Genomic DNA, 25,760 nt, shown 5'->3' on the forward strand with positions numbered 1-25,760 from the left:
TCCACTCCGTTCTCAGTCGTATTTATAGAATTTGGAATCCAACAGCAGATCCAGGATCGCGATCGCCGTCACGGCTTCCAATACAGGAATGGCGCGCGGTACGATGATCGGATCGTGTCTGCCTTCAACCGATAATTCCGCATCCGTCTTGTCTTCGATGTTGATGGTTTGCTGCAGCTTCGTGATGGATGCTGGCGGCTTGATCGCCACTTTGTAGATGATCGGCATGCCATCCGTGATGCCACCCAAAATACCGCCGTTATGGTTCGTGCGGGTCTTGATCTGGTCGCCGTCATAATAATAGGAATCATTCGCTTCCGATCCAAGCATTTCTGCGATGCCGAAGCCGCTTCCGAATTCCAAACCTTTGATGGCAGGCACAGAGAAAAGAATATGCGCCAGAACGGACTCAACGGAATCAAAAAACGGATTGCCGACTCCTGCTGGGATGCCCAATACACAAATTTCCGCGGTTCCACCAACGGAATCACCGCTGGCTTTTGCTTCGCGGATCAGATTGCGCATTTCCTCTTCAAGCGACTCGTTCAACAACGGAAGTTCTTTACTTGCAAAGCTTTTCAGCATTTCCGGTGTGACTTCCGTGTTCAGAAAGCTGTCATCCTGGATTTTGGCTACGCTCTTCACGTGGCCACCGATTGTGATACCTTGTTTTTCAAGCAATTGCTTCGCGATCGCACCAGCAAACACTAACGGTGCCGTGATCCGGCCGGAGAAATGGCCGCTGCCGCGGTAATCATTGAAGCCGTCGTAACGGACATAGCCTGGGTAATCGGCCTGGCCGGGACGCATCAATTTTTTCATCTGGCCGTAGTCTTTGGAACGCGTATCGCTGTTGCGGATGATCGCCGCAAGCGGGCTGCCTGTCGTCATGTCGTTGAAGTAACCGCTCAAGATTTCAGGCTGATCTTTTTCTTTCCTTGGCGTCGTCAATGCCCCTTGGCCTGGCGCTCTCCGTTTCATTTCCTCCAGAACTTTATCCATATCGATTTTATGGCCTGGCGGCAAACCGTCGATGGTGACGCCGATTGCGGAACCATGTGATTCGCCGAAGATGGATACCTTTAATTTATTCCCAAATACACCGCTCATTGTATCTTGCCTCCTATAGCTTTATAGTCTTCCCAAAAATTCGGATACGATTTTGAAACGCATTCGGCATCCGTAACCGTGATCGGCTGTTCACAGACTGTCGCAGCGATTGCCAGCATCATGGCGATGCGGTGGTCTTTGTAGCTCCAGACGGTCTCTCCGCCCTTCAGTGATTTGACGCCATGGATCAACAGGCCTTCCGGAAGTTCTTCGATGTCAGCGCCCAGTTTCTTCAATTCGCTGGCCGTCGCTTGCAGACGATCGCATTCTTTGATGCGCAGTCTGCCGGCGTTGATGATTTCCGTTCTGCCTTCGCTCAGGCAAGCCGTCAACGCGACGACCGGAATGATGTCCGGGCATTGCGCCGCATCGATCAGCGTGCCGTGCAATCCGGCTGTTGCCGTGCCAATCAAACCGTTGCCCTGTTGTTCAAAAGTGACGCCCATCGCTTCCAAAATGGAAACGACAGCGCGGTCACCCTGTAGCGAATCCATCGAGAGATCGTCCACCAACAGATCGTTCCCTAATGCGTCTGCGCAAAGGAAGAAGGCTGCTTGGGAATAATCCCCTTCGACCCGGTAATCCGTCGCTTTGTAGGATTGACCACCCTTAATCCGGAAGAGTTGATGGTCTTCGTTTTCGATGGTGACACCGAAAGCGCTCATGACATCCAACGTCAAATCGATATAGCCGATTGATTCAAGTGGCGTCGTGATTGTGATGACCGAGTCCCCGTCCAACAATGGCAAAGTGAACAAAAGGCCCGTGATGAATTGTGAGCTGACATTTCCGGGAAATGAGAAGTGACCCGGTTTCAGGTTCCCATCCACGACCAAATCGAGCTCGCCTTCAGTCGGTTTGTAAGAGATGCCTTGTTCCTCGAAAATATCGTAGAAGATGGTCAATGGACGTTTGCCCAGATTCCCTCTTCCGATGAAGCGGCTCGCGCCTTGGAAAAGCGTCGAAATCGGAACGACAAAACGCAAGGTCGAACCGGATTCATTGCAGTCGATCAGGTGCTCAGCGGTCGTTGCGTCCCCAGCTGCTTTTGCTTCTGTAACGTATTGGCCAGCGCCGGTGATCGTCAAAGTGCTGCCGTCCTGCTCGATGATTGCTCCGAATGCCTTCATGGCCTCTGTAGTTGCGATGATGTCATCCGAGAGTGCGATGTTATCGATCTTGCAGGTGCCGTCGGAAAGCGCGGCACAAATGACCGCACGGTGCGCCAAACTCTTTGAAGGCGGGACAGTCACTGTTCCCGATAGCTTATGTGGCTGTATCGTCAAATCCATTGTAATCCTCCTGTTTGTTTCTTCGATTTTATTTCTTCTGTTTCTTCTATAGTATAGTTCTACATGTTCTCCAAATCGTCAAAGAAGGCGATAGTTTCATCCTGAACGTAGCTGATGCCGATTTCCTTCAACAGGATAACTTTCAGATGGTCGTCCAAATTCTTTTTGTCCAACGTCATGATCGCCAGCAAACTGTCCAAATCAACTTCTTCGATATGCAGTTCTGTAGGCAAGCCGACTTGTTTAGCCAATGCTTCGATCGCCGCTGCAGTACCAAGTTTTGTGAAGCCTTTTTTCTCGGAAAGGCGTGTGATCGCGACCATCCCGATCGCCACCGCTTCACCGTGCGAATATTTTGCATAATTGGTGTATGTCTCCAAAGCATGAGCGATCGTGTGCCCAAAGTTCAGCAGCATCCGTTCGCCGGTGTCCTTCTCATCCTCTTCCACGACTCTGCGCTTAATGTCGCAGCACGTATAGAGGATCTTTTCGATGTGCGCCATCATCTCTTCGCGGGTATGCAGCGTCTGCAGGAAGCTGAAGAATTCGGCGTCCTTGATGCAGCCGTATTTGATGACTTCCCCGAGACCGTCGCGGAAAAAGTGGTCCGACAACGTGTTCAGCATTTCCGGGTCGATGAATACTTTCTTCGGTTGGTTGAAAGCCCCGACCAGATTCTTCCCTCTTGCCAGATCGACGCCGACCTTGCCGCCGATGCTGCTGTCGACTTGGGCCAACAAGGAAGTCGGGATTTGGATGAAAGGCACGCCGCGCAGGAAGCTGGCAGCCGCAAAGCCTGCGAGGTCCCCGATGACGCCGCCCCCCAAGGCAATGATCAATTCACTGCGGTTCAGTTGGAAATCCAACAATTGGTCGTAAATCTGCGGCAGCATCTGGAAATCTTTCGTCTGTTCGCCGGCCGGCAAGGCAACCACAAGCGTCTCGTACCCTGCAGCCTGCAGACCAGCCTCCAACTGGGAACCGTAATGCGCATTGACGTTGTGGTCCGTGATGATGGCAATCTTCTTGCCGCTGTAGATTTTTTTGATTTCTTCCGGAAGACGGTGGCGCAAGCCATTTTCGATCAGGATCGTATAACTGTTTTTGCCGAGCCCTACATGTAATTCAGCCATTGTTTCACTCCTCATTCAGATTTCATTCAGATTTCGTTTTTTATCAAGGAAAGTTCTTCCTTTATTTTACCGCATCCAAATGCTTTCCTTCAATGGCAATCAACTGTTTTACGACAGCCATCAACTCATCGAACTCATTCGGGTTCAGGCACTGTTGGCCATCGCTCCATGCGTTCTCAGGATCGTGGTGGATTTCGACCATCAGACCGTTCGCGCCGGACATGACTGCGGATTTGGACATGGATGGCACCAGGTAAGCAGAACCGCCGGCATGACTTGGGTCGATGATGATCGGCAAGTGGGATAATTTTTGGATGACCGGAACGGCTTGGATATCCAAGGTATTGCGTGTTTCCGTTTCGAATGTGCGGATGCCGCGTTCGCAAAGGATGACGTTTTCGTTCCCTTCGGACATGATGTATTCAGCAGACATCAACCATTCTTCGTAAGTTGCGGACAGACCGCGCTTCAATAGGACTGGCGTCTTTGTTTTGCCGACTTCCTTCAGCAGATCGAAATTCTGCATGTTGCGTGCTCCGATTTGGATCATATCGACATCCGCCTCGAACTCATCAACGAATTTCGTGGACATCAATTCGGTTACGATCGGCAAGCCAGTCGCTTCCTTCGCCAATTTCAGCAAGCGCAAGCCTTCCAATTCCAAACCTTGGAAGCTGTATGGGGATGTGCGCGGTTTGAAAGCTCCACCGCGGAGGAAGTTAGCGCCTGCGGCTTTTGCGCGTTGCGCGATGCTGATGATCTGTTCTTCGCCTTCAACGGAACAAGGACCTGCGATCACGCCGAAGTAGCCGTTACCGATGCGTTGGCCATCGATTTCGACAACCGTATCGTCCGGATGGAATTTGCGGTTGGCCTTTTTGTAAGGCTCCTGAACTTTCAATACGCGTTCAACGATATGATGTTGCTGAATAGTGTCCATCGATACTTTCGAAGTATCCCCTACCAAGCCCAAAATAGTCATTGTTTCGCCGATTACCGGGCTCACGATGACCCCTTTATCCGTTAAGCGTTTTGTCAGTTCGTCGATTTCCTCTTTTTTAGCCGTTTTCTTCAAAATGATGATCATGTCTTGTTCCTCCTAAGTATGTTTTTGCTTTTAAAAAAATAAAAAGCGGTGCCCATGTTATATGAGCACCGCGTTAAGCTTCGTTATCCAAAAATGCTGTTGCCTGACGAGCCGTCCTGCAACCTATTTCTCGCATCCTCTGATGTTTCTCATATTCGCTCTATGCAATTTTTTCCAAACAAAATATCCAGCGCTAAAATAGAAGCCCCAGAATGTAAAGTATGTAAAGTAAAAGTTTGTTTGTAAAAGATTGATAGCATGCGTGGAACCCATCGGATGACCTCTTCTCTTGTGTATCATTTAATCAGCTGAACTCATAATGAAAACGTCTGATTTCAATCATTATAACAAACGCTCTAATCATTGCAATAGTTTTTTAATTTTTTTTTAATTTAATCTGGGTATTGAAATTTGCATGGCAATAATCTACACTTTCCTAAAAGGAGTGAAACTTAATGCAATTTTTCGGCTTATTCGGCGAACATCTCAGCCACAGTTATTCAGAAAGAATCCATTCGACTTTTTTCGATCTGATCGGAATGAATGCCGGTTATAAACATATTGAATTGCCCTTTGAAGAGTTGGAAGCGGCGATTGAAGGGATCCGCGTGCTTCAGTTTGTCGGCGTCAACGTGACGATTCCCTACAAACAGACGGTGATGGCTTACTTGGACGAAATCACACCGGAAGCGACGCGCATCGGTGCTGTCAACACAATCAAGGTAAAAAACGGTAAACTGTACGGCGCCAATACCGATTATTACGGATTCGGAACCATGTTGGCTTCACACGACATTGCGGTAGAAAACAAAACAGCCATGGTTTTGGGCTTCGGCGGTTCCGCAAAAGCAGTCGTTTTATATTTGCTTGATAACGGCATCAATAAGATTATCATCGTTTCACGGAAAAAAGGCTCCCTGACTGATATTCCGGAGGATCCTCGCATCTCCTTGATGAGTTATGATGAGATAACGAACATCTCAGGCGATCTGATCATCAATACGACACCGCTCGGCATGTTCCCTGACAACATCGGCATCAGCGCGGTGCCAGTCGAAGTGATCCGTCAATTCAGCGCAGCCGTGGACCTGATCTACAACCCGCAGGAAACGGAATTCCTTCGCTTAGCGAAAACAGCAGGCCTGAAAACCTGCAACGGATTGGAAATGTTGGTGCATCAAGGCATCAAATCCCAGGAAATCTGGCTGGAACGGCCATTCGAACTTGCATTGAACCAAGAAATCTATGAAAAAATAACATCATAACGGAAATAGGTGAAGGATTTGGGAAAAAATATCATCCTGATCGGACTGCCCGGTGCAGGCAAGACGACTTTAGGAAAATTATTGAGCAATATAATCGGTTACCGTTTCATCGATTCGGATGCCTTCATTGAGGAGAAGACCGGTAAAAGTATCACTGACCTCTTCCAAATTGGGGAGGACTATTTCCGCAACATCGAGTCGGATGCCTATAAGGAAATTGCCGATTTTGAGGATACGATCGTGAGCACTGGCGGCGGTGTCGTCAAACGCAATGAAAACATAGTGGCCTTAAAAAAGAACGGTACAGTCTACTACATCGACCGAGCAGTCGAAGACATCACGCACGACATCGAAGTTTCCCACCGCCCGTTGCTGAAGGACGGTTTGGAACGGATCTATGCGCTGAAGGCCGAACGCGAAACCCTTTATCAGGACGCTGCGGATTTCATCGTCAAGAACGATAAGCCATTGGAAGAGCTCGCTGCTGAAATCATCGCGCGCCACACTGGATCAGGAAAGGTAGGCGACGCCCATGACAATCCCCAATAAAGAGCTTAACATCATAATCGTCGGCTTGGGTGTAATCGGCGGATCCTTCGCGATGGCCCTTCACGATGCCGGCTACCGCAATCTTTACGGCATCGACATCGACCAGGCGACGCTGGACAAAGCCAAAGCGCAACAGCTCATCAAGGAGGGCTATCAGGATGGGAAAGACATCCTGCCGCAATCCGATTTGGTTATCTTTTCGCTCTATCCCCGTCTGGTGCACGATTTCATCGTCACCCATAAGCAGCATTTCAAGCCGGGCTCGATTCTGACGGATGCGACGGGTGTCAAAAAGTTCTTCATCGAAGATATCCTGTCGGTTTTGCCTGCCTCGATCGACTTCGTCTTCGGTCATCCGATGGCCGGGCGCGAGAAAAAAGGCATCGATTTCGCCAGCAGTTCCGTCTACAAAAATGCGAATTACATCCTCACTCCGCTCCCTTCCAACAAAGAGGAGAACCTTGCTTTCATGGAAGCTTTGATCATGGAGATGGGCTTCGGGAGGATCACGCGCATCTCTGCCGATTACCATGACGAAATGATAGCTTTCACCAGCCAGTTGCCGCACGCGATCGCCGTGGCTTTGGTCAACAGCGATGTTGAAGGCCGCGAAACGGAAAAATTCACCGGTGACAGTTACCGCGAGTTGACCCGGATCGCCAAGATCAATGAGGACCTGTGGAGCGAACTTTTCCTGGAGAACAAAGAGTATTTGCTGAAGAGCATCCAGACGTTCGAGGATCAGCTCGACCTGATCAAAGCGGCCATCAAGAACGACGACAGTATTGCGTTAAAACAGCTTTTCATCAAGTCCACCAAGCGTCGGGAAAAGTTCGACAGATAAGCAGCGATTTTGTTTACGATCACCGCCAAAAAAAGGATGCCTTTATGGCATCCTTTTTTGCGGCATAAAGAGGCCTGACAAGTTGCGAATCACGCTGAAGTCGACTAAAATGAGAGTAGATCATACATGTGCTGAATAAATGAAAGAAGGCTGAAGAACCATGCGTGAAACGCTGAAAAAATTCAGTTACGCTGTTGTCCTGTTCATCTTTGCGAGCTTCATCCTGATTACCGGCTATGAATTTGTGCGGTTCGTCCAAACGAGAGGCACTGAGAAGCAAGCTGAGCATTTCCTGAGGCTTGTTCAAGTCGGCTTCGGGCTGGTTGCCTTGCTCTTCCCTTCGCTCCTGCGGAAACATACGCGGATCCTTTTGCCTCAAAGAATCACTTTTATCTATGCTGTGTTTCTCTATTTGGCTCTCTTGTTGGGCAGTCTTGGCGGGTTCTATGACACGGTTGCCGAATGGGATACAATCCAACATGCCTTGAGTTCCGCTTTATTCGGGGTGCTCGGATTTTCCGTCATCGCCAATCTGCAGGAGGGAGGCGTCCAAAGATTGAACCTGACACCGGTTTTATCTTCGCTTTTTTCTTTCTGTCTGGCAACTACGATCGGTGTGCTCTGGGAATTTTATGAGTTTTTCGCCGACAGCGTCATGGGCCAGAATACGCAACGGACCGCTACAATCGAAGGCGTTCCGCTGATCGGGCAGTCAGCCTTATTGGATACGATGGGTGACCTGATCGTGAACTGCACCGCCGCAGCGATTGTAGCTATCGTGGGCTATTTCGCCTTGAAGAGCAGCGGCAATTGGCTTGAGGCTTACCTCATCACCTTCGATACGGAAACCCAAAATAATGAAACGGACTAGGGGTAAAAAATGATTACAATACGTAACCTTTCACAAGACAATATCGAGGCCGCGCTTGCGTTGAGCGTCGATGATTGGCAGCGCAAATACATCCGCCCGAATGCGGAAATGATTGCGCTCGCCTATGTTCAACCGCAAGAATTTTTCCCTGTCGCCCTTTATGCAGAGGAAGAACTGGTCGGCTTGGCGTTCGTCAAAAAAGAGCAGAAGACAGCGATCATGACGCTCGAACAGTTCATGGTCGGCCAGCCCTTCCAATCCAAAAGTTTCGGTTCCGAAAGCGTAAGGGAGATTGCGAAATGGATCGAGACGCAATTCGACTGCACGCTGCTGCAGGCATCCATCCAGATCGGCAACCAATGGGGACGGGAAACGCTTGAAAACGCCGGCTTCATGAAGCGCGGCACCGATCTTGAAAAACGCGAAATCGAAATGATTTATATCACGAAATAAAGAAAAGTGAGGAAACAATATGAAACCTGGACAATACGAAGCATACATCAAATGGCGCAACAATATGATCGATTTATCGGAGGATCTCGATGAGGACGAGGCGGCGCACACACTCATCTGGGATGCCACCGATTCGGAAGCCCGCGACGATTTCAACCTGTTGTTAGCTTTCATGACGCTCGACCAAGTGAGTCAAAATGAAATGAAACAGTTGGAAAAGCAATACGACAGCGAATTCATCTGATGAGCTCACCACGGCACAGCCGACAAAAAAGGCAAGCATTCGGTTTATTGACCGAAAGCTTGCCTTTTTGATATGCATTATCTTATCGTTTGATTGCACCGGACTCGGAATTCATGAAGTCTTCCACTTCTTCGGCGGAAAACTGGTTGCAGTCGCCATGGATCGTGTGCTTCATGCTGGAAGCGGCGATCGCGAAATCGACAGTATGCTCCGCTGTATACTCGGAGAGGATACCGTGCAGGATTCCGGCTGCATAGGCATCCCCGCCGCCGACGCGGTCAACGATCGGTGTGATCGTATGCACGTTCGAGAAGGTCGTTTCCCCTTTGCGCCACATCGTCCCTTGGAGCACATTGTGGCTGGCGGAATGCACCTGACGGATGGTGGAATAGAAGACTTCGATGTTCGGATATTTTTCCGCCATCTTCTCGTAATAATAAGTCACGTCTTCCTGCTCGCTCGTATTTTCCGGAATCCCCATCAGATACAAGGCATCCAATTTGCCCGCAGAAAGATAATCGGTCAACGGCAAGACTTGCTGCAGGAAAGCCCCGCATTCAGCCTGCGTCCAAAGTTTGGCGCGGTAGTTGATATCGAAACTGACTTTGATTCCGCGTCTTTTCGCTTCCCGCACCAAATCGACCGACCATGCGGCCCAATCCTTTGTGAGTGCAGCAGTGACGCCGGAAATATGGAACAGGTTCACATCCTCGAACAGCTCGTCGAAATCCCATTCCAAGGCTTCCATACTCGAGAAACTTGAATGGGCACGGTCATAGACAACGGATGCCGCACGTTCCCCAACGCCGCTTTCCAAATAGTAGGTGCCCAGGCGCTCCCCACCTTTTCGAAGCAAGGCTGTACAAATTCCATAACTCTTCAGATGTTTGCGGACCGCAACACCAAGCGGATTGGCCGGCACTTTGCTTGCGAAAGCCACTTCATGGCCAAAATTCGCCAGACTGATGCCGACGTTCGCTTCCCCGCCGCCGTAATGCCCGGTGAAATTTGTGGAATAGGTCATCAATGTTCCTGGATCTGTAGATAGGCGTAACATGATTTCGCCCAACGTCAAAATTTTACTCATCTTCTCGCACGCTCCCGATTATATTAATATGTTTTCCCTGAACGCGGTTACATTTTTCTTACTGGCATGACGCAACCGACGTGAAATGCATGATATAAAACTTACGTGATTTCCAAATAGGAAATCCTGTTTTCTTTTAGGAAATACTTTGGTTTCATTATACGGTTTCCTTTTGGTTATTTCAACACCTATGTGAGCGAATTCCTCTTTTACTGACATTTATCCAACAGTCTGTCACTTAACATTCTCAATTTCCCAGAGATTTAGGGCTTTGGGACATTGGGATATGAATTACCGCGCAAAAATAACCCGCCAAACCCATTTTGGCGGGGAGACCCGGTCAAATCCAAACGCGCAAACTCGAACCAGAATACCAAATCAACTAATAAACGTGTTCGTCCTGCTCAATTCGGCCAACAGATTCTTTTTCGTTTCCAGCACCTTTTCGATGGTCTTCTCGCGCTCGAAACGGTACTTCGGCGTGCTGACGCTGAATGCGCCATGGATTTTGTTGTCGATCACGAGCGCCGCCCCGATGCAGATGACATCCAGGTCGTTCTCTTCGTCATCGGTGGCAAAACCCGACTCTTTGACTTTTTTCACTTCTTCCTTCAGAACATCCCGATCCGTTATCGTGTTCGGAGTGTCCGCGACTAGTTCGACCCGATCCAGATACGCTGTCAACTCTTCATCGCTGAAGGCGGCCAGCATCGCCTTGCCCATCGCGGAACTGTAGAGATGGTTGGTGTTGCCGATGCGGGAATTGATATTGGCGATCGCTTTCTGCGTCTCCAGCTTGTTGACGTAGAGGACCTCATCCTTATCTAGAATGCCCAAATGGACCGTTTCGTCCAAGCCCGCCTGCAGATTGCGCAAGTACGGATCGGTGATTTTGATGATGTCCAGATTCGCCAGACGGTTGTTCGCATAGCGGATCAGCGCGCTGCCCAAGGTGAAACGCTTGGTCTGTTCATCCTTTTCGACATATCCGATCAAAAGCAGCGTGTCCAGGATCTTCAGTGCCGTCGGGCTGGACAGACCCGTGTTGGCTGCGATGGCGGCCAGACTCTGGGCCTCCTTGCTGTTGGATAAATGATCGATGATTTTTGCGGCTTTCAGCAGGACCGTTCCGTAAGGTTTTTTCTCTTCTTCCATTTTTGACACCCCTCAACTGTTTCCTATTTAGAAATAGTTTACCCCAAAACGAGCATTCCGTACAGAAACATTTCCAAATAAGCAACGCAAAAAAAGACGCCCATTTGATGAGGAGCGCCTTGCTGTGTTGATCAGTTGTTCGGTATCTCGTTCAATTCTTCCACAAGCGTGACTTGCCAGCCTTCGCCGTCGACCCAGTCGAGCTGGACGCGCGCAATCGTCTCTTTCTGTGTATCGGAGACTGTGGCGGTGACTTGCTGATCGCCGGCATTGCCGATCCACCATTCAATCATGTTATCGCTACTGATGCCTGTCACGGCAGCAATGGCCTCTTTGATTTCGTTGCGGTCGGCGGAGCCGTCGCTGTAATCCGTAACATGTTCCCCGGTTTGGGTCGTGCCGATCGGTTCCCAGTCGCCGGTATAGGCCTTTGTTACGTTCTCATCGGTCGACGGTACTTCTTCCGTATCCGTATCTTCATCCGATTCTTCCTCCGACTCTTCTTTGGCGCTATCTTTATCTTTATCTTTATCTTCACTCGAAGATTCCTCTGCTGAAGAGGACGTTTCGCTGGAGTCATCCGATTCGGTGATGATCATGCTTTGTGAGTTTGTTTGATTACCTGCCGCGATAGATGGTTCTTCATCATTCCCGTAAAAGATATTATAAAGGAGCACGAGCCCCAAAAATGCGGCGACGATGATGCCCAAAACTACAAGCAGGTTATTGCGTTTATGATTTCCGTGTAATTCTTGTCTGGTCGGTTTTTGATTGTTCTCGGACATGCGGTAGCCCCCTTCTGAATGATACAAGTTTAGCATATTTGCGATACGGCTACGTTAAATCCAGTTTACAACTCTGTGTCACAGGCTGCTATTTAGCTTGGCTTTTCTTTTGTTTTGAAGCCTTTATCCTGGCCATAAGCCCGAAGAGACTATCCACAATGAAAATTGCCAGCGCAATGGCGCCCGATATCTGTAGCGTCAGGACCAGATGCTGCTGCGCGACTGCATACTCTTTGTTGATGAAGGAATAGACCGATTGATAAACGCCTGCTCCGGGAACCAGGGCAATGAAGGCAGGGATGAAATAAATCGTCACTGGCGTCTTCAGATGACGCGCGAACAGATGCGCAATCCAAGCGATGAACAGGCTCGCCAGAAAAGTGGCCCCGACGATGTCCAAAAACGACAGTGCGACAAGGTAGACTCCCCATCCCAAAGCCCCGCCAGATGCTCCATACCGCAAAGTCCGTTTCGGAGCTTCCAAAGTGATGGCAATGAAGTAGACAGCAACAAAAGCGACGACCATTTCCAAAACGATATTAAACAGGGTCATCGGATCACCTCCCCGCCGACGATCAAACCGGCACCTATGCCAATCGCGATGAATACGGCGATCACAAAGGCCTCCAATATTTTGGCTGCTCCCGACATGTAATCAGCGCGGAAAGTGTCACGGATGCCGTTCGTCAGTACGGTACCCGGCAACAAGGGCATGATGGCACTAATGATGATCGTATCCGGCTGGATCGGAAACGTTAATAGCTCGGACAAAATGGCCGTCAACACGGCGATCACAAAACTGGAGACCATGTTCTGGATGAACGGGCGGATCTTCCATTTGGCCGCGATGTGCAAAACAAAAGAAACTGCGGCGCTGACCGGAATCATCGCCAAAAAGTCATAGAAAGTCCCGCCCATCAAAAAGATGAACAATTGGATAAAGCCGATCAGCGCAAAACTCTTTTGGCGTCTGCTGTATTGGATTTCGTCGATGTTCTGCAGCGCATCGTAAGCCTCTTGGATCGTCAATCTGTCTTCGACGAAATTCCGCGAAACGGCATTGACACGGGACACTCGGTTCAAGTTCGTCGTGCGTTCTGTGATTCGTTTGACGACTGTGATCGCGTGCATATTCGGACTGTCGAGCGTGGCGACGAGCCCAGTGGTCAAAGCCAACGCTTCGGTCATCTGCAGCCCGGTCTTCTTCAGGATGCGCGTCACCGTATCCTCGACACGGTAAGTTTCCGCGTTGCTTTCCAGCATGATTTGCCCGGCCAGGACCGCTGTATCCATGTATAATTCAAAATCCATTTCCGGATTAGGTGTAACTGTCATCCAAATCCCCCTTCCTTCTCAAAACATTATTGGCTTGTGCGCAGCCTGCTAGCGGCCCACGCCCAATCATTACAGCAAGCTCTATATTTCCAGCAGCTGCATCAATTCTTCCTTCGACAAGGAGGTGACCGATTGGCCGCCTGCCTGGATGACGGAATCGATCATTTCGCGTTTCTGTTCCTGCAATTCGTTGATCCGTTCCTCGATCGTGCCGGTCGCGATCAGGCGGACGACCTGCACGACCTTTTTCTGGCCGAAACGGTGCACACGGTCGGTCGCTTGGCTTTCGACGGCCGGGTTCCACCAGGAGTCATAGAGAATGACCGTATCCCCACCGGTCAAGTTCAAACCGGTCCCGCCTGCTTTCAGGGAAATCAGAAAAAGATCCTTCTCGCCTTCGTTGAAGCGGGTCGTCAGGGTCAAGCGGTCCTGGTTCGGCGTCTGCCCATCGAGGTAAAAATAGGCTTCGCCGGCCGCATCCAGTTTTTTGCGGATGATGGCCAGCATTTGTGTGAACTGGGAGAACAACACGACGCGTCTGCCGTTCTCTTTGGCTTCGGCCAAATACTCCATCAGCCTGTCCAATTTGCCGGAACCGCCGTTGTAGTCGGCCATGACCAAGGCCGGATCGCAACAGATTTGGCGCAAGCGCGTAAGACCTGCCAAGATCTTGATCCGGTTTTCGTTCAGCGTGTCCGCGTCCAGCATCTCTTTTGTTTCCTGCCGCATCAATTGCAGCTGCGACAAGTACACGGTCTTCTGTTTTTCGGTCATTTCGATGTAGGAGATCGATTCGATCTTCGGCGGCAGATCCTTCAGCACGTCCGCTTTCAGTCTGCGCAGGATGAACGGTTTGACTTTTTTGGCTATCTGCGCCGGTTCCATCTGTTTGAAATTCGTTCTCGTTCCGAAAAGGCCTGGCTGCGCGATGCTGAAAATGGTGTACAATTCGGACAACGCATTTTCGATCGGTGTCCCGCTCAAAGCGATTTTGTTGTTGGCTTGGAGCGCGGAAGCCGCCTTTGTCGTCTTCGCCGTGGCGTTCTTGACGCTTTGGGCTTCATCCAGGATGACGGTCCGGAAGGCTTTCCCTTCATACAGATCCTCATCGCGCTGCAGCAGCGGATAGGAGGTGATCCAAACCGGAATATTTTCGGCGATTGCAGCCGTTACGCAGTCGCTCCTTTCGCTCTTCGTGCCGGTGATGAGCTGTGTTTGGATGCCGGGCGCAAACTGTTTGAATTCCTTCTGCCAATTGTAGAGCACGCTGGAAGGACAGATGACCAAATAAGGTTTGCCGTCTCCCTCACTGAGCGAACCGGCGATGAAGCTGATGACCTGCAGCGTCTTTCCGAGTCCCATGTCGTCCGCAAGGATGCCGCCGAAGCCGTAGTGATCAAGCCCCTTCAGCCATTTGTAACCCGTTTCCTGGTAAGGGCGCAAGGTAGCATTCAAATCCTCAGGCAAGTCGAAATCGATCTTTTCGGGTTTCTCCATCCGATTGATGAGCGTCATAAATTCCTCATCCTGATGGACGATCCCCGCATCGGTATCCAACCCAAAGGCTTTATAGAGCGGCAAGGACATCTCTGTTTTCAGATCCTTCAAAGGCACATCCAGCTGCACGACCGCATCGGTCAGCTCCTTGATTTCTTTCTGGCGCAAGTTGACGATCTTGCCGTTGGACAGGCGGTGATACGACTTATTCGCCGCAATTTGCCTGACCATCTGTTTCAGGTCATCCATGCTGATTTCGTCGGTGCTGAAGGTCACATCCAACAACCGAGACTGATTGTTCAGCTCGATGGCGACTTTCGGCAGCCTGACCGGTTGGTAAAGTAGGTTCTCGACAGCCGCCGTCGTGAATATTTCGCAGTGGGGGGCCAGTTTATCCAGTCCTTCGTAAAGGAAGGCGCTGATTTGGTCCACATCCTGCAGGAAAAGCGTATCCTCAAAGAGGTAGGCGTGTTTTCCTGCGTCCATGAACTTTTTGGCGATGACTCTTTCGGCAACCCGATCCCGGATGACCGATTCCGGCGTCAAATCTATGCGCTCCATGGATTCTTTTGCGACATCGATTTTCGCCTCGCCGTAGTTGAAGAACACCTCCAGAATCAAACGCTCCTTTTGCCAATCCAGATAAAGCTCAGTCTTCAACGGGAAGCTTTGATATTTCCCTTGCACCTCATCGGTCAGCAGCACTCCGACAATTTTCCGCAGTGCCGGAACGGCAATCGCCAGGAAATCGGCTGACTTGTCCGGCGGAATACGCATGCCTTCCTTAGCTGAACGGACAAGCATAGCGTTGACAGTCGCCAAGCGTTCCAACGTACTTTGGTTCAGGAAGTAGATTGTTTCGTCAACCAACAGCAATCCGCTATCACCAAAAAGCAGCACCGTTTTCTCAAAATCCTTTATTTCCGAAAAGAGGAGCCCCCCGTCCGGCAATTCACTGACAGCGAAACTGAGCGGCAGCTTTTTGAATTCCGTCACAAATTGTTCCGGGCGCAGCTTCATCTCCTGCTTCTGGTACTGATTCGTTTTCAGCGACACATTCGCATTTTCGGCTAATTTCAGCAGTATTTCCTTCATCATGCTGTTCGGGATAATGATTTCCTTGCGGTCCTCAACAGTGCGGAGGTCACGTCCCGAAGTACGTGCGGCCTCGGCGATCTGCTTCAGCAGCACAAAAACGGCATGGTCCGCCTCGGTCAGTTCATGTTGTTCCGGCGTATAGATGAACTTTTTCCCGAAAGGAAGTTGGTTGCCGTTCAGAATATCATTGACCACCGACTCGCAATCTTTCACCTGGTACAGGTGGTCGAGCCCTACCTTCATCCGCAGACTGAAATTGTGATTGTCCTGGTAAGGTTGGTATGTCAGCATATATTCCACCTGCAAGGGCACGCGCTCGTAAAAATCATTTTCATCCATCAATTCGTACTGGAGGAATCCCAAAAGACGGTTTGTTTCTGCGACATTGTAGTATTTGTCTTGTTGAACAGTTGGGTGCGTCTGATTCCGAGTTAGTGGTGTTAATGCAGCAGTCTTCTGCCTATATTCCGCAGCAAGGTGCAGCACCGCCAACATAAGGGCGACCAGATGATAGCAAGGCACTTCTGGATTGCTTTGGAAATACTCACATGAGCATTCGTAATCATCAATCTTACCAAACTTGTCCAGTTTTAATTTTCCTGTGTAAGTTGCTTTGTCGTGGATTTTGGAAACGACAACCGTCTCAGATTCGCCAATGGTGACTTCTTTTACGGCTCCACTTTTATACAGACGTCCCCCTTTCTCAAAGGTCATATAGTTGTTCGTCAGATTTTTGATTTCCCGCTTATTGTATGTCGCATTAATCATCATTGGTTCACACCCTCACACATATAGTCTCTGCTATTTTACCATAGAGGAAGGTGCAGCATGCTACAAAAATGGCGCTGGGTTTGTTGGATGCGACTGATTGCCCGGGGCCGGTGGGTCATATTCGCGAATAGCCATCCTCCAATCGGGAATTGCCCCCTCCACAGCGCTGTTTCCGTTACCTTCGGCCCTACCGTTCACAGCATTGGAAACATTTCCTAAAAAAGATGTCACTTTGTGTTGACAACGTGTCCAATGTGACATACTATATATTCATTAACACATCACATTAAGAATTGAGGTGGAAAAATGGAACTTACCGATAGGCAAAAACAGATCATCGAAATCGTCAAGAAGCAGCAGCCGATTTCCGGTGAAAAGATTGCCTCCATATTAGGATTTGCGCGGGCGACGCTGCGCCCTGACTTTTCGCTGCTGACGATGAGCGGCATCCTTCAAGCCAAACCGAAAGTCGGTTATCTGATCAACGAGGAGCACACCAACTCCGTGCTGGTCGAACAGATCGCCAAACAAAAAGTCGAAAAGGTGATGGCCATCTCGGTCAACCTCACCAAAGAAACGAGCATCCAGGATGCCATCATCCAGCTTTTCCTGGAGGATTGCGGTTCCCTTTATGTTACAGACAACCGGGAAATACTGGGGATCGTTTCGCGCAAGGATCTGCTCAAGAGCGCGTTGGGCGATTCCGATCTGAATGCCATCCCGGTCGGAATGGTCATGACGAAGATGCCAAATCTGTATACCGTCTTCAGCGACACGTTCGTTGTCGATGCCACCAAATTGCTCGTTACCCATCGCGTCGACAGTTTACCAGTCCTTTCCCGTTCCGTGTATGAAGAAACCGGGAAAAAAGAGGTCATCGGAAAATTTTCGAAATCGACCGCCAGCAGATTGTTGCTTGATATATTCAACAAAGACCTTTAGGAGGAAAGTGTGCAAATGGACCTTAATGCGATTTACTTAGTATCCGATTCCATCGGTGAGACAGCCGATGTGGTGATCCGTTCCGCCCTCTACCAATTCGAGACGGAAAATTACCAACTGAAGAAATATTCCTACGTGCAGACGACCGAGGAAATCGACGACATCTGCGCGAAAGCAACCGAAGATGAAAAGGCGATGATCTTCTATACCTTCGTGAAAAAGGAAATGGCCGATTACATGAAGGAGCGGATCGAACAATCCAATCTGATCGGTGTCGACATCTACAGTCCGATTCTGACCGGTTTGGGGCAACTGTTCCAGCTTCCGGCCAAGGAGAAACCGGGCATGAACCGTCAGCTCAACGAGGACTATTTCAACCGCGTCGAGGCCATCGAGTTTTCCGTCAAATACGACGACGGACGCGATCCGCGCGGCATCGAAAAGGCGGATATCGTACTGGTCGGCGTGTCCCGCACATCCAAAACGCCGCTGTCGATCTATCTTGCGAACAAGAACGTGAAAGTCGCAAACATCCCGCTCTTTCCGGAATCGAAGCCGCCGAAAGAAATCTTCACGATTGCCCCGGAGCGGATCATCGGCCTGGTGAATTCGCCGAAAAAGCTCAATGAAGTCCGTAAAGAACGCCTGAAGACACTGGGACTGCCACCCTCAGCCAGCTACGCCGGCATGGAACGCATCCTGGAGGAACTCGAATATGCAGACCAGATCATGAAACAGATTGGCTGCGAAATCGTCGATGTTTCGAACAAAGCGATCGAAGAAACCGCCGACCACATCCTGCACTACATGGATGTCATGAACATCAGCCGCAAGCAACTATAGACCACTCACAAGGAGGAAAAGTATATGACGAAGCAATGGGTTTACCGTTTTTCAGAAGGCAAAAAAGAACAAAAGATGTTATTGGGAGGCAAAGGCGCCAACCTCGCCGAGATGACCAATCTCGGCCTGCCCATCCCTCCAGGATTCACGATCACGACGGAATCCTGCATCCATTATTTCGATGAAGGCCGTACGCTTTGGACTGCAATCCAGCAGCAGATTGATTCCGCCCTCATCGACCTGGAAAACGCGGTCGGGAAATCGTTCCACGACCCTGCCAACCCGTTGTTGGTGTCGGTCCGTTCCGGTGCTGCCTTCTCGATGCCCGGCATGATGGACACGATCCTGAATTTGGGGCTGAACGATGCTTCAGTCGCCGGCCTTGCCGAACAGACTCAGAATCCGACCTTCGCTTTCGACAGCTACCGCCGTTTCATCCAGATGTTCGCCGATGTCGTGAAATCCGTTCCGCGCATCCATTTCGAATCGATTCTGGATACAGTCAAAAATGAGAACGGTTACCAGTTCGACAACCAATTGACTTTGGAAGACCTGACCGAGCTGGTCGCGCAATACAAAGCCGTCTACCAACGCGAAACCGGCGAAACTTTCCCGCAGGAACCGTTGGATCAATTGCATCAAGCCGTCCAAGCCGTCTTCTCTTCATGGAACAATGAAAGGGCTATCCTTTACCGCGAGATCCACAACATTTCGCATAACCTGGGCACAGCCGTCACCGTCCAAAGCATGGTGTTCGGGAACCGCGGCAACGATTCGGGAACCGGCGTGGCCTTCACGCGCAATCCGGCGACCGGCGAGAAAAAACTCTTCGGCGAATTCCTGATGAATGCGCAAGGCGAAGATGTCGTCGCCGGCATCCGCACGCCATTGAACATCGACACCCTGGAAGAAGTGATGCCTGCCGTCTACAGCGAATTCAAGGCTATCGCTGAAAAATTGGAGGACCACTACGCCGATATGCAGGACATTGAGTTCACGATTGAAAAAGGCAAATTGTACCTGCTGCAGACTCGCAACGGGAAACGCACAGCAGCCGCAGCCGTCGCAGTGGCCGTTGATTTGGCGGACGAAGGTCTGATCACGAGAGAAGAAGCCGTGATGCGCATCGAAACCGGCCAGTTGGACAAATTGCTCCACCCTACATTCGACACGAAAGCACTGGATGAAGCAGCTTTGTTGGCGACCGGTCTGGGCGCTTCGCCTGGAGCGGCTTCCGGACATATCTACTTCTCAACAGCTGATGCCGAAGCGGCCCAAAAGGACGGCCTGCCGGTCATCCTGGTCCGCCGCGAAACATCACCGGAAGATTTGGCCGGCATGATGAGTTCGGAAGGCATCCTGACGGCGCGCGGCGGCATGACTTCGCACGCGGCAGTCGTCGCCCGCGGTTTGGGCAAATGTTGTGTGGCAGGCTGCACGGCAGCGGTAATCGACGAAGAAAATAAAACCGTCGTGATCGATGATGTCACGCTTCACCAAGGCGACCTGCTTTCAATTGACGGCGCAACCGGCAGAGTCTACGCCGGCACCATCGCCAAGCAGAACCCGACTTTGGGGGGCAAATTCAGCACCTTCATGGAATGGGTCAATGAAATGAAAGTACTGCAAGTCAAAGCCAATGCGGACTCCCCGACCGATGTCAAACAAGCATTATCCTTGGGCGCGGAAGGCGTCGGCTTGTGCCGTACTGAGCACATGTTCTTCCATAAAGACAGGATTCCGGTTGTCCGTCAGATGATCCTTTCCCGCACGTTGGACGAACGCAAAAAATACTTGGTTGAATTGTTGGAAATGCAGCGCCAAGATTTCCAGGAAATGTTCGCTTTGTTGCAGGATCGTCCGATGACCGTCCGTCTGTTGGACCCGCCGTTGCATGAATTCCTGCCGACAGCGCATGCGGATAAAGTTGCACTGGCGGAAGCGATGGGAGGCACTTTGGCTGGACTTGAGGCGCATATCGATTCCTTGCATGAAGTCAATCCTATGCTCGGTCACCGCGGCTGCCGTTTGGCCGTCACTTACCCGGAAATCTACCGGATGCAGGCGCGCGCCATCATCGAAGGCGCCATCGCCGCTTCCGTTGAAACCGGCAGTACGATCACACCGGAAATCATGATTCCATTGGTCTGCGATGTCGATGAGCTGCGCTACGTCAAAGCGGAAATCGTGGCAGAGATCCAGGAAGTATTCTCTGAAAAAACTACGACCATCCCTTACCTGATCGGAACGATGATCGAGATTCCGCGCGCTGCCGTCACTTCCGACGAAATCGCACTGGAGGCCGACTTCTTCAGCTTCGGCACGAACGACATGACGCAGATGGGCTTCGGTTTCTCCCGCGACGACGCCGGCAAGTTCCTCCAGGAATACGAAGAAAAAGGCTTGCTGAAGCCGAATCCGTTCCACTCATTGGATGTCAAAGGCATCGGCAAACTCGTCAAATTGTCCGCCAAATTGGGCCGTGAAACTAATCCTGGCTTGGTGCTGGGCGTCTGCGGCGAACACGGCGGCGATCCCGAATCCATCGCTTTCTTCTCAAGCATTGGCTTGGATTACGTTTCCTGCTCGCCGTACCGCGTGCCGATCGCCCGCTTGGCTTCCGCGCAAGTAGCAATCAAGGAGAACAAAGCAAAAATGTCTGTTCAGAAAGATGTTGTGTTGAATAGCAGTATCTGATGAGATAATAAATACCGTCCAGCTATCAACTTTGTGTTGTTGGCTGGGCGGTTTTTGTGGAATCTAATATTCCCGAATTTGTCTTTCAAACATTCTTGCTCTTTCTGCTTATTGGTTATTATTCTTATATTGTCCGGATTCTATTGTCAACAAGGCGAAAATGTGGCAGTATATAAGCATCTTCCGCCTTGTAAAATGGGACGGAAATGAAAAGTCAGAAGACAGTATTTCAGAATAATGGAGGAATAAAAATCATGATGGAATTACCTAATTGCCCGAAATGCGGCTCCGCTTACACTTACGAAGACGGCGCAATGCTGGTCTGCCCCGAGTGCGCGCACGAATGGAGCGCGGATGCTGCTGATGCAGCAAACGAAGATCAATTGATCGTCAAGGACGCGAACGGCAACCTACTTCAGGACGGCGACACTGTTACGGTCATCAAAGACCTGAAAGTCAAAGGCAGCTCGAGTGCCTTGAAAGTCGGAACAAAAGTCAAAGGCATCCGCTTAGTGGAAGGCGACCACAACATCGACTGTAAAATCGACGGCTTCGGCGCTATGAAACTGAAATCCGAGTTCGTAAAAAAAGCATAATAGCGATTCTACAAAAAACTGGCGAGGCACCCCGAAAGGGAACCTCGCCAGTTTTTTTATTTTTACATTGAATTGGGTGATACGTTACCATTCTATCCGGCCTCACGCCTTTCATCTGTACGATGGCTGTCACCCCTGACAGCTAGGAGATATGCGTCGGATCACCGTTCCTTTCCGTTGTGTCTTGTTGTTAGAAAGATTAATGGTCATCACCCCCGTTTAATGCTTATGTTCATGATGATAAACCTGGCTGATTCGGTTGAGAATCAACAAAAAAACACATGCGAAAGCACGTGTTCTGTCGGGCAAAAGAATGAATGGGAAGATTGTTGCACAACAGATCCGCACTGACCTTGAGAAGCGCGCATTTGCAAATTCAACAAGTCCATCCTACTCACTCCCTCGTTTTCGATTGAAAAGTATCTTGCCCTTGCCTATCATCTTACCCCTATTATACTAGGATAATCCCCGCAGCTCAATTAATTTACCTATTCCTTACAGAAATATTACAATCCCCTTTTACTTGCCCATTCATTGCCTTTGTAAGTGCTATCCTTTGACATTTTCCGGTGGCTTGCATACAGTTAAAGCAAAGCCACTCACGAGCATAACAGCAACGTTTGTCGCATAGAAACAAGGAGGTTGACCCCTAATGACTACAATCATGATCACAGGCGCAAGCGGTAATATAGGAAGAGTTTTGGTGGATCATCTGAAGAAGAGCTACGAACTGACTTTGGTTGATATCCATTTCCATGACGTCGACCCTACCCTTTTGGAGGGAACCATCGTAAAGGAACTGGACCTGACTGTCGTCGGCAACTGGGATGGCCTGCTGGAAGGGATCGATTACGTCATCCATCTGGCCGCAAACCCTTCGCCCTATGCTGCTTTCGACGATTCGCTTATTAGTTTGAACTACAAAATGCCCTACTACCTGTTCAAGGAATCATCCAAATACGAGAACTTCGTCAAGCGCATCATCTTTGCGAGCTCCTTCCATACTGTCAGCGCCTACCCGAAAAATGTGCAGATTCCCGTCGATGCCCCAGTCCGTCCGGGTGACCTTTACGGCGTCTCAAAAGCCTATTTGGAGAGCTTGGCCAGCCATTTCGCCTTTACCGAAGGCCAAGAATCGATCGGCCTCCGCATCGGCAACTTCGATGAAAACCTCGACAATCCATTCATCAATGAAGCAGACTTGGCCGAATACGTGTCGCCCCGGGACCTTTGTCATCTCATCGATTGCGCTCTCAACGCCACGCTGGTTGAGCCGTTCCTGTTGGTGAACGGACTGTCGGACAATCGATTCCCGCGCCTGGACATCTCGCAGGCACGCACAGCCATCGGTTATCGGCCACTCGACGATGCCTTTGTGATGAAGGGCTTCTTTAAGGATGACAACGGTGATCCTGTCGAAATTTCCAATAACGAGCATTGATCCGCCGATTTTATTGATATTTTCCCGTTTTTGTACGATTTCGCCCACATCCACCACCAAAGGCTATTGAAGAGCCAGAATCGAACTGATATGATGTTCAGTGGAGACAAAAGATGTTTCAGATAGACGGAAGGATGTACAATAAATGGCGAAAAAGAACAACGGCAACCAAATCCAACGCAGAAATGTGACCCCAAAAGTACCGGAACTGCATAAAAATAAGCAAGCAGCAGCAAAGAAAAATCTGCCGGTGGATGAAGATCCAACACTGCAGAATTCCTTTAATCTCACGATGTACGGTATGCTGATAGGCGCTTCAATCGGCTACTTCGCAGGCAACCTGACGCTCGGTTTCGGCATCGGTACGCTGATCGGCGGCATAATCGATTCCTACCTGAATACCCAGAAGAAAAAGAAACGCGAAGCCATCCTGAAGACACAGGCTGAACAAGAACAGAAATAGGTTCTTTTGCACAAAAGATTGTTCAGACCGCCGTTTTATTCGGATTTGCTTTTGTGCAGCGTGTTCCTTGCATAACGAAATAAACTGTAGTAAAGTTAGCTATAACTAAATAGACCGTTTCACAAAGGGGTGCCTTCATGGCTGAGATTGAACATAGATTCTGACCCTTCGAACCTGTTCGTTAACACGAGCGTAGGGATTGTGATTGAGAAATGAAATTCATTCTCCTCCTTTGTTGATGGTGTATTATGCCCAAAAAGGAGGAGTTTTTTTATGTCTAAAAATCTGAATATCTGGATTGAAGGAACCATCATCGCTGCTTTAGCGACCGTGTTGTCCTTGATTCCTTTCAATATCGGCCCTAGTTTTTCAGTTACGGTTGGTGCGCCGGTCATGATGCTTTACTGCCTGCGCCGCGGCCTGATTCCCGGGTTCTTCGCCAGTTTCCTTTGGGGTGTGCTGCACATCCTGATCGGGACGGCTTACATCCTCACCCCGCTGCAAGGATTCATCGAGTACTTCATCGCCTTCGGTTTCACCGGTTTGGCCGGTCTGTTCACGCCGAAAGTCCAACAAGCGATCGCTGATCAAAACCAAAAGGCATTGGTGTGGCAAGTCATTTTGGGCACTATCGTCGGGACTGTCGGCCGTTACTTCTGGCACACGATCGCCGGCTACTATTTCTGGGGATCCTACGCACCCGAAGGCTGGAGCGCATGGTTCTACTCCATCACCCTGAACGGCGCCAGCGCCTTGGCGACCGGCGCATTCACCATCATGGTTCTGGCGGTCATCGCGAAGACGAACCCGCAATTGTTCGTACCGAAAAAATCCGTCCGCGGGTACTGAGTGACTGCCTAATAAGTGGTTGTTAACGCGGGCTACGTCGGCTGTTAGCGCAGGAAGACAGATAGAACAGCTGACCTGACGCCTACGGGGAGTTGTTGACTGTTCATGCTGACGCGCAGTCAGAACAGTTGATGCCTCCGCTGTTTGTCGACTGTTCGCGCTCGCAGTCTGACGAAACTGTCGACGAACAAACTTTAGTCATGTGATAAAAACCAATAAAGCAGAAGCAGCCTCCATTTTCGGGGCTGCCTCTGCTTTATTTTGTTATTCGACGAGCCCAGACTGGCGTTCCAGCGTGAAGCCCTTCCCTGCGACCTCATGGACCTGTCCGATGATCACGAAAGCAAATGGATCGATATCGTTGACCAAGGCATTGATGGCGGACAGTTTACGCTGCTCGATGACGCAAAGCACCGCTTGTTGCTGTACCCCTTCAAAAGCCGTTTCAATATTCACCAATGTCAGCCCGACATCCTGCACAAACAACAACGCCTCTTTGATTTCCTCAAACTTTTTGGAAATGATGAAAAGCTGCATCTTGTTTGTTCCGGTGACCATGACTTTGTTTATGACGATGGACGTCAGGAACACCATGATGAGCCCGTAAAGGATCTGTTCCATGCTGGAAAAGAACGCTTGGACCAGCAGGAAAATGACGTCGAACGCATACATCCCCACTGCTACCGGAATGCGGAAATGCTTGTTCAGGAGCAATGGCGGAATATCCATCCCGCCCGTGGAAGCGCCAACCTTGAACACCAGCCCCACACCCAATCCGCACAGGATCCCCGCGTAGATTGCCGAAAGCAGGATATCATCGGTCATGTCCTGCAAAGCAGGCACTGTCCGGAAAAAAGTTAAAAAAGTCGGAAAAATGATCGTGCTCAGGATCGTCGTCAAAGCGAACTTCTTGCCCAACAAGGCTGCCCCGACAAAAAACATGAACCCGTTGAAAACCAACACAACAAAAGAGATGTTCAATCCAAAAAAATGATTCAAAATAATGGCAAGACCCGTCGTTCCTCCAGCGATAAGATTTTTCGGCAAAATAAATGCTGCAATCGCAAATGCGACGATGATATTCCCTGCGATGACCGCCGATATTGGTTTTAAAGTATGCAGCAGTTTCAAATGTGTCACTCCCTTTTCTGAGATTTAAAGTAGTTGGATACCTTACAGGAAATAGATATCCACGCCATTATAACAGATAATTTGGAGATGGGAAGTGTGCATAAGCAACTAAGAAAAGTGTTTAAAAAAATAGAGTTCCCGACATCAACACGATGAAGGGAACCCTATTTATTTTGGTTCTATAATAAATGGTGTTGATGAAGTAAATTTCATCAACGCCTT

The 25,760-nt window shown here is 49.8% G+C and carries 24 protein-coding genes and 1 riboswitch; of the genes, 13 read left to right on the forward strand and 11 right to left on the reverse strand.

The window, feature by feature from the left end; genetic code table 11:
* Positions 1–12: 12 nt before the first annotated feature.
* The 4 genes from aroC to aroF form a co-directional block, all read right to left on the reverse strand.
* Positions 13–1,110 carry a chorismate synthase gene (gene aroC / locus C7R73_RS12575; RefSeq protein WP_086627353.1) on the reverse strand — a complete coding sequence of 366 codons (1,098 nt, stop codon included), beginning with the start codon at positions 1,108–1,110 and terminating at the stop codon, positions 13–15.
* On the reverse strand, positions 1,107–2,402 hold the full coding sequence (aroA, locus tag C7R73_RS12580; protein WP_106450838.1) for a 3-phosphoshikimate 1-carboxyvinyltransferase: 1,296 nt from the start codon (positions 2,400–2,402) through the stop codon (positions 1,107–1,109). Before aroA ends, aroC begins: the two co-directional genes overlap by 4 nt.
* A gap of 59 nt (positions 2,403–2,461) precedes the next feature.
* Complete coding sequence (aroB, locus tag C7R73_RS12585) at positions 2,462–3,535, reverse strand: 3-dehydroquinate synthase (RefSeq protein WP_106450839.1); 1,074 nt, start codon at positions 3,533–3,535, stop codon at positions 2,462–2,464.
* Between the two features lie 61 nt (positions 3,536–3,596).
* Positions 3,597–4,622 carry a 3-deoxy-7-phosphoheptulonate synthase gene (gene aroF / locus C7R73_RS12590; RefSeq protein WP_106450840.1) on the reverse strand — a complete coding sequence of 342 codons (1,026 nt, stop codon included), beginning with the start codon at positions 4,620–4,622 and terminating at the stop codon, positions 3,597–3,599.
* A 455-nt stretch (positions 4,623–5,077) separates the two neighbouring features.
* Here aroF and aroE point away from each other — a divergent pair, with 455 nt between their 5' ends.
* The 6 genes from aroE (at position 5,078) to C7R73_RS12620 (ending at position 8,848) form a co-directional block, all read left to right on the forward strand.
* A complete protein-coding gene (gene aroE, locus C7R73_RS12595; protein ID WP_106450841.1) occupies positions 5,078–5,887 on the forward strand; it encodes a shikimate dehydrogenase in 810 nt (269 codons plus the stop codon).
* Positions 5,888–5,905: 18 nt separating this feature from the next.
* Positions 5,906–6,436 carry a shikimate kinase gene (locus C7R73_RS12600; RefSeq protein ID WP_106450842.1) on the forward strand — a complete coding sequence of 177 codons (531 nt, stop codon included), beginning with the start codon at positions 5,906–5,908 and terminating at the stop codon, positions 6,434–6,436.
* On the forward strand, positions 6,420–7,280 hold the full coding sequence (locus C7R73_RS12605; protein WP_106450843.1) for a prephenate dehydrogenase: 861 nt from the start codon (positions 6,420–6,422) through the stop codon (positions 7,278–7,280). Before C7R73_RS12600 ends, C7R73_RS12605 begins: the two co-directional genes overlap by 17 nt.
* 160 nt (positions 7,281–7,440) lie before the next feature.
* Positions 7,441–8,151, forward strand: a complete 711-nt coding sequence (locus tag C7R73_RS12610; RefSeq protein ID WP_106450844.1) for a DUF2238 domain-containing protein — start codon at positions 7,441–7,443, stop codon at positions 8,149–8,151.
* Positions 8,152–8,160: 9 nt separating this feature from the next.
* Positions 8,161–8,604 (forward strand): GNAT family N-acetyltransferase, encoded by a 444-nt coding sequence (locus C7R73_RS12615; RefSeq protein WP_106450845.1) that lies wholly within the window; start codon positions 8,161–8,163, stop codon positions 8,602–8,604.
* 19 nt (positions 8,605–8,623) lie between these two features.
* Positions 8,624–8,848, forward strand: coding sequence for a hypothetical protein (locus C7R73_RS12620; RefSeq protein ID WP_106450846.1), 225 nt, complete (start codon positions 8,624–8,626; stop codon positions 8,846–8,848).
* Positions 8,849–8,930: 82 nt separating this feature from the next.
* Here the strand turns inward: C7R73_RS12620 and C7R73_RS12625 are convergent, their stop codons facing one another.
* The 6 genes from C7R73_RS12625 to C7R73_RS12650 all read right to left on the reverse strand — a co-directional run bounded on the left by C7R73_RS12625 (position 8,931) and on the right by C7R73_RS12650 (position 16,576).
* Positions 8,931–9,935 carry a sugar kinase gene (locus tag C7R73_RS12625; protein WP_106450847.1) on the reverse strand — a complete coding sequence of 335 codons (1,005 nt, stop codon included), beginning with the start codon at positions 9,933–9,935 and terminating at the stop codon, positions 8,931–8,933.
* Positions 9,936–10,313: 378 nt separating this feature from the next.
* Positions 10,314–11,090 (reverse strand): IclR family transcriptional regulator, encoded by a 777-nt coding sequence (locus C7R73_RS12630; protein ID WP_106450848.1) that lies wholly within the window; start codon positions 11,088–11,090, stop codon positions 10,314–10,316.
* Between the two features lie 131 nt (positions 11,091–11,221).
* Complete coding sequence (locus C7R73_RS12635) at positions 11,222–11,875, reverse strand: YrrS family protein (RefSeq protein ID WP_161525949.1); 654 nt, start codon at positions 11,873–11,875, stop codon at positions 11,222–11,224.
* Positions 11,876–11,963: 88 nt separating this feature from the next.
* Positions 11,964–12,428: a threonine/serine exporter family protein gene (locus C7R73_RS12640; RefSeq protein WP_106450850.1), complete on the reverse strand. Its 465-nt coding sequence runs from the start codon at positions 12,426–12,428 to the stop codon at positions 11,964–11,966.
* Positions 12,425–13,210 (reverse strand): threonine/serine exporter family protein, encoded by a 786-nt coding sequence (locus tag C7R73_RS12645; protein ID WP_106450851.1) that lies wholly within the window; start codon positions 13,208–13,210, stop codon positions 12,425–12,427. The genes C7R73_RS12640 and C7R73_RS12645 overlap by 4 nt, the downstream gene beginning before the upstream one ends.
* Before the next feature lie 81 nt (positions 13,211–13,291).
* The gene (locus C7R73_RS12650; protein ID WP_106450852.1) at positions 13,292–16,576 is read right to left on the reverse strand and encodes a DEAD/DEAH box helicase; all 3,285 of its coding nucleotides are present in this window, start codon (positions 16,574–16,576) and stop codon (positions 13,292–13,294) included.
* A 306-nt stretch (positions 16,577–16,882) separates the two neighbouring features.
* Here C7R73_RS12650 and C7R73_RS12655 point away from each other — a divergent pair, with 306 nt between their 5' ends.
* The 7 genes from C7R73_RS12655 to thiT all read left to right on the forward strand — a co-directional run bounded on the left by C7R73_RS12655 (position 16,883) and on the right by thiT (position 24,407).
* Complete coding sequence (locus C7R73_RS12655; protein WP_086987566.1) at positions 16,883–17,518, forward strand: CBS domain-containing protein; 636 nt, start codon at positions 16,883–16,885, stop codon at positions 17,516–17,518.
* A 15-nt stretch (positions 17,519–17,533) separates the two neighbouring features.
* Positions 17,534–18,361 carry a pyruvate, water dikinase regulatory protein gene (locus C7R73_RS12660; protein ID WP_106450853.1) on the forward strand — a complete coding sequence of 276 codons (828 nt, stop codon included), beginning with the start codon at positions 17,534–17,536 and terminating at the stop codon, positions 18,359–18,361.
* Positions 18,362–18,385: 24 nt separating this feature from the next.
* Entirely contained in the window at positions 18,386–21,058 is a 2,673-nt protein-coding gene (gene ppdK, locus C7R73_RS12665) for a pyruvate, phosphate dikinase (RefSeq protein ID WP_106450854.1), read from the forward strand.
* Between the two features lie 257 nt (positions 21,059–21,315).
* A complete protein-coding gene (locus tag C7R73_RS12670; RefSeq protein ID WP_205076523.1) occupies positions 21,316–21,654 on the forward strand; it encodes a zinc ribbon domain-containing protein YjdM in 339 nt (112 codons plus the stop codon).
* Positions 21,655–22,306: 652 nt separating this feature from the next.
* Entirely contained in the window at positions 22,307–23,095 is a 789-nt protein-coding gene (locus C7R73_RS12675; RefSeq protein ID WP_106450855.1) for an NAD-dependent epimerase/dehydratase family protein, read from the forward strand.
* Between the two features lie 145 nt (positions 23,096–23,240).
* Positions 23,241–23,558 carry a hypothetical protein gene (locus tag C7R73_RS12680; RefSeq protein ID WP_106450856.1) on the forward strand — a complete coding sequence of 106 codons (318 nt, stop codon included), beginning with the start codon at positions 23,241–23,243 and terminating at the stop codon, positions 23,556–23,558.
* Positions 23,559–23,673: 115 nt separating this feature from the next.
* A riboswitch (TPP riboswitch) is annotated at positions 23,674–23,774 on the forward strand.
* Between the two features lie 57 nt (positions 23,775–23,831).
* Complete coding sequence (thiT, locus tag C7R73_RS12685; RefSeq protein ID WP_106450857.1) at positions 23,832–24,407, forward strand: energy-coupled thiamine transporter ThiT; 576 nt, start codon at positions 23,832–23,834, stop codon at positions 24,405–24,407.
* A gap of 264 nt (positions 24,408–24,671) precedes the next feature.
* Here thiT and C7R73_RS12690 read toward each other — a convergent pair whose 3' ends face one another.
* The gene (locus C7R73_RS12690; protein WP_153060402.1) at positions 24,672–25,538 is read right to left on the reverse strand and encodes a YitT family protein; all 867 of its coding nucleotides are present in this window, start codon (positions 25,536–25,538) and stop codon (positions 24,672–24,674) included.
* Positions 25,539–25,760: the final 222 nt, after the last annotated feature.

This window comes from Trichococcus alkaliphilus, from assembly GCF_003008695.1.
Taxonomy (GTDB): domain Bacteria; phylum Bacillota; class Bacilli; order Lactobacillales; family Aerococcaceae; genus Trichococcus; species Trichococcus alkaliphilus.

Coding starts and splice junctions, on each gene's coding strand:
- aroC (WP_086627353.1), bottom strand. CDS start 1,110: ATGAGCGGTGTATTTGGGAATAAATTAAAGGTATCCATCTTCGGCGAA.
- aroA (WP_106450838.1), bottom strand. CDS start 2,402: ATGGATTTGACGATACAGCCACATAAGCTATCGGGAACAGTGACTGTC.
- aroB (WP_106450839.1), bottom strand. CDS start 3,535: ATGGCTGAATTACATGTAGGGCTCGGCAAAAACAGTTATACGATCCTG.
- aroF (WP_106450840.1), bottom strand. CDS start 4,622: ATGATCATCATTTTGAAGAAAACGGCTAAAAAAGAGGAAATCGACGAA.
- aroE (WP_106450841.1), top strand. CDS start 5,078: ATGCAATTTTTCGGCTTATTCGGCGAACATCTCAGCCACAGTTATTCA.
- C7R73_RS12605 (WP_106450843.1), top strand. CDS start 6,420: ATGACAATCCCCAATAAAGAGCTTAACATCATAATCGTCGGCTTGGGT.
- C7R73_RS12610 (WP_106450844.1), top strand. CDS start 7,441: ATGCGTGAAACGCTGAAAAAATTCAGTTACGCTGTTGTCCTGTTCATC.
- C7R73_RS12615 (WP_106450845.1), top strand. CDS start 8,161: ATGATTACAATACGTAACCTTTCACAAGACAATATCGAGGCCGCGCTT.
- C7R73_RS12620 (WP_106450846.1), top strand. CDS start 8,624: ATGAAACCTGGACAATACGAAGCATACATCAAATGGCGCAACAATATG.
- C7R73_RS12625 (WP_106450847.1), bottom strand. CDS start 9,935: ATGAGTAAAATTTTGACGTTGGGCGAAATCATGTTACGCCTATCTACA.
- C7R73_RS12630 (WP_106450848.1), bottom strand. CDS start 11,090: ATGGAAGAAGAGAAAAAACCTTACGGAACGGTCCTGCTGAAAGCCGCA.
- C7R73_RS12635 (WP_161525949.1), bottom strand. CDS start 11,875: ATGTCCGAGAACAATCAAAAACCGACCAGACAAGAATTACACGGAAAT.
- C7R73_RS12640 (WP_106450850.1), bottom strand. CDS start 12,428: ATGACCCTGTTTAATATCGTTTTGGAAATGGTCGTCGCTTTTGTTGCT.
- C7R73_RS12645 (WP_106450851.1), bottom strand. CDS start 13,210: ATGACAGTTACACCTAATCCGGAAATGGATTTTGAATTATACATGGAT.
- C7R73_RS12650 (WP_106450852.1), bottom strand. CDS start 16,576: ATGATGATTAATGCGACATACAATAAGCGGGAAATCAAAAATCTGACG.
- C7R73_RS12655 (WP_086987566.1), top strand. CDS start 16,883: ATGGAACTTACCGATAGGCAAAAACAGATCATCGAAATCGTCAAGAAG.
- C7R73_RS12660 (WP_106450853.1), top strand. CDS start 17,534: ATGGACCTTAATGCGATTTACTTAGTATCCGATTCCATCGGTGAGACA.
- ppdK (WP_106450854.1), top strand. CDS start 18,386: ATGACGAAGCAATGGGTTTACCGTTTTTCAGAAGGCAAAAAAGAACAA.
- C7R73_RS12670 (WP_205076523.1), top strand. CDS start 21,316: ATGGAATTACCTAATTGCCCGAAATGCGGCTCCGCTTACACTTACGAA.
- C7R73_RS12675 (WP_106450855.1), top strand. CDS start 22,307: ATGACTACAATCATGATCACAGGCGCAAGCGGTAATATAGGAAGAGTT.
- C7R73_RS12680 (WP_106450856.1), top strand. CDS start 23,241: ATGGCGAAAAAGAACAACGGCAACCAAATCCAACGCAGAAATGTGACC.
- thiT (WP_106450857.1), top strand. CDS start 23,832: ATGTCTAAAAATCTGAATATCTGGATTGAAGGAACCATCATCGCTGCT.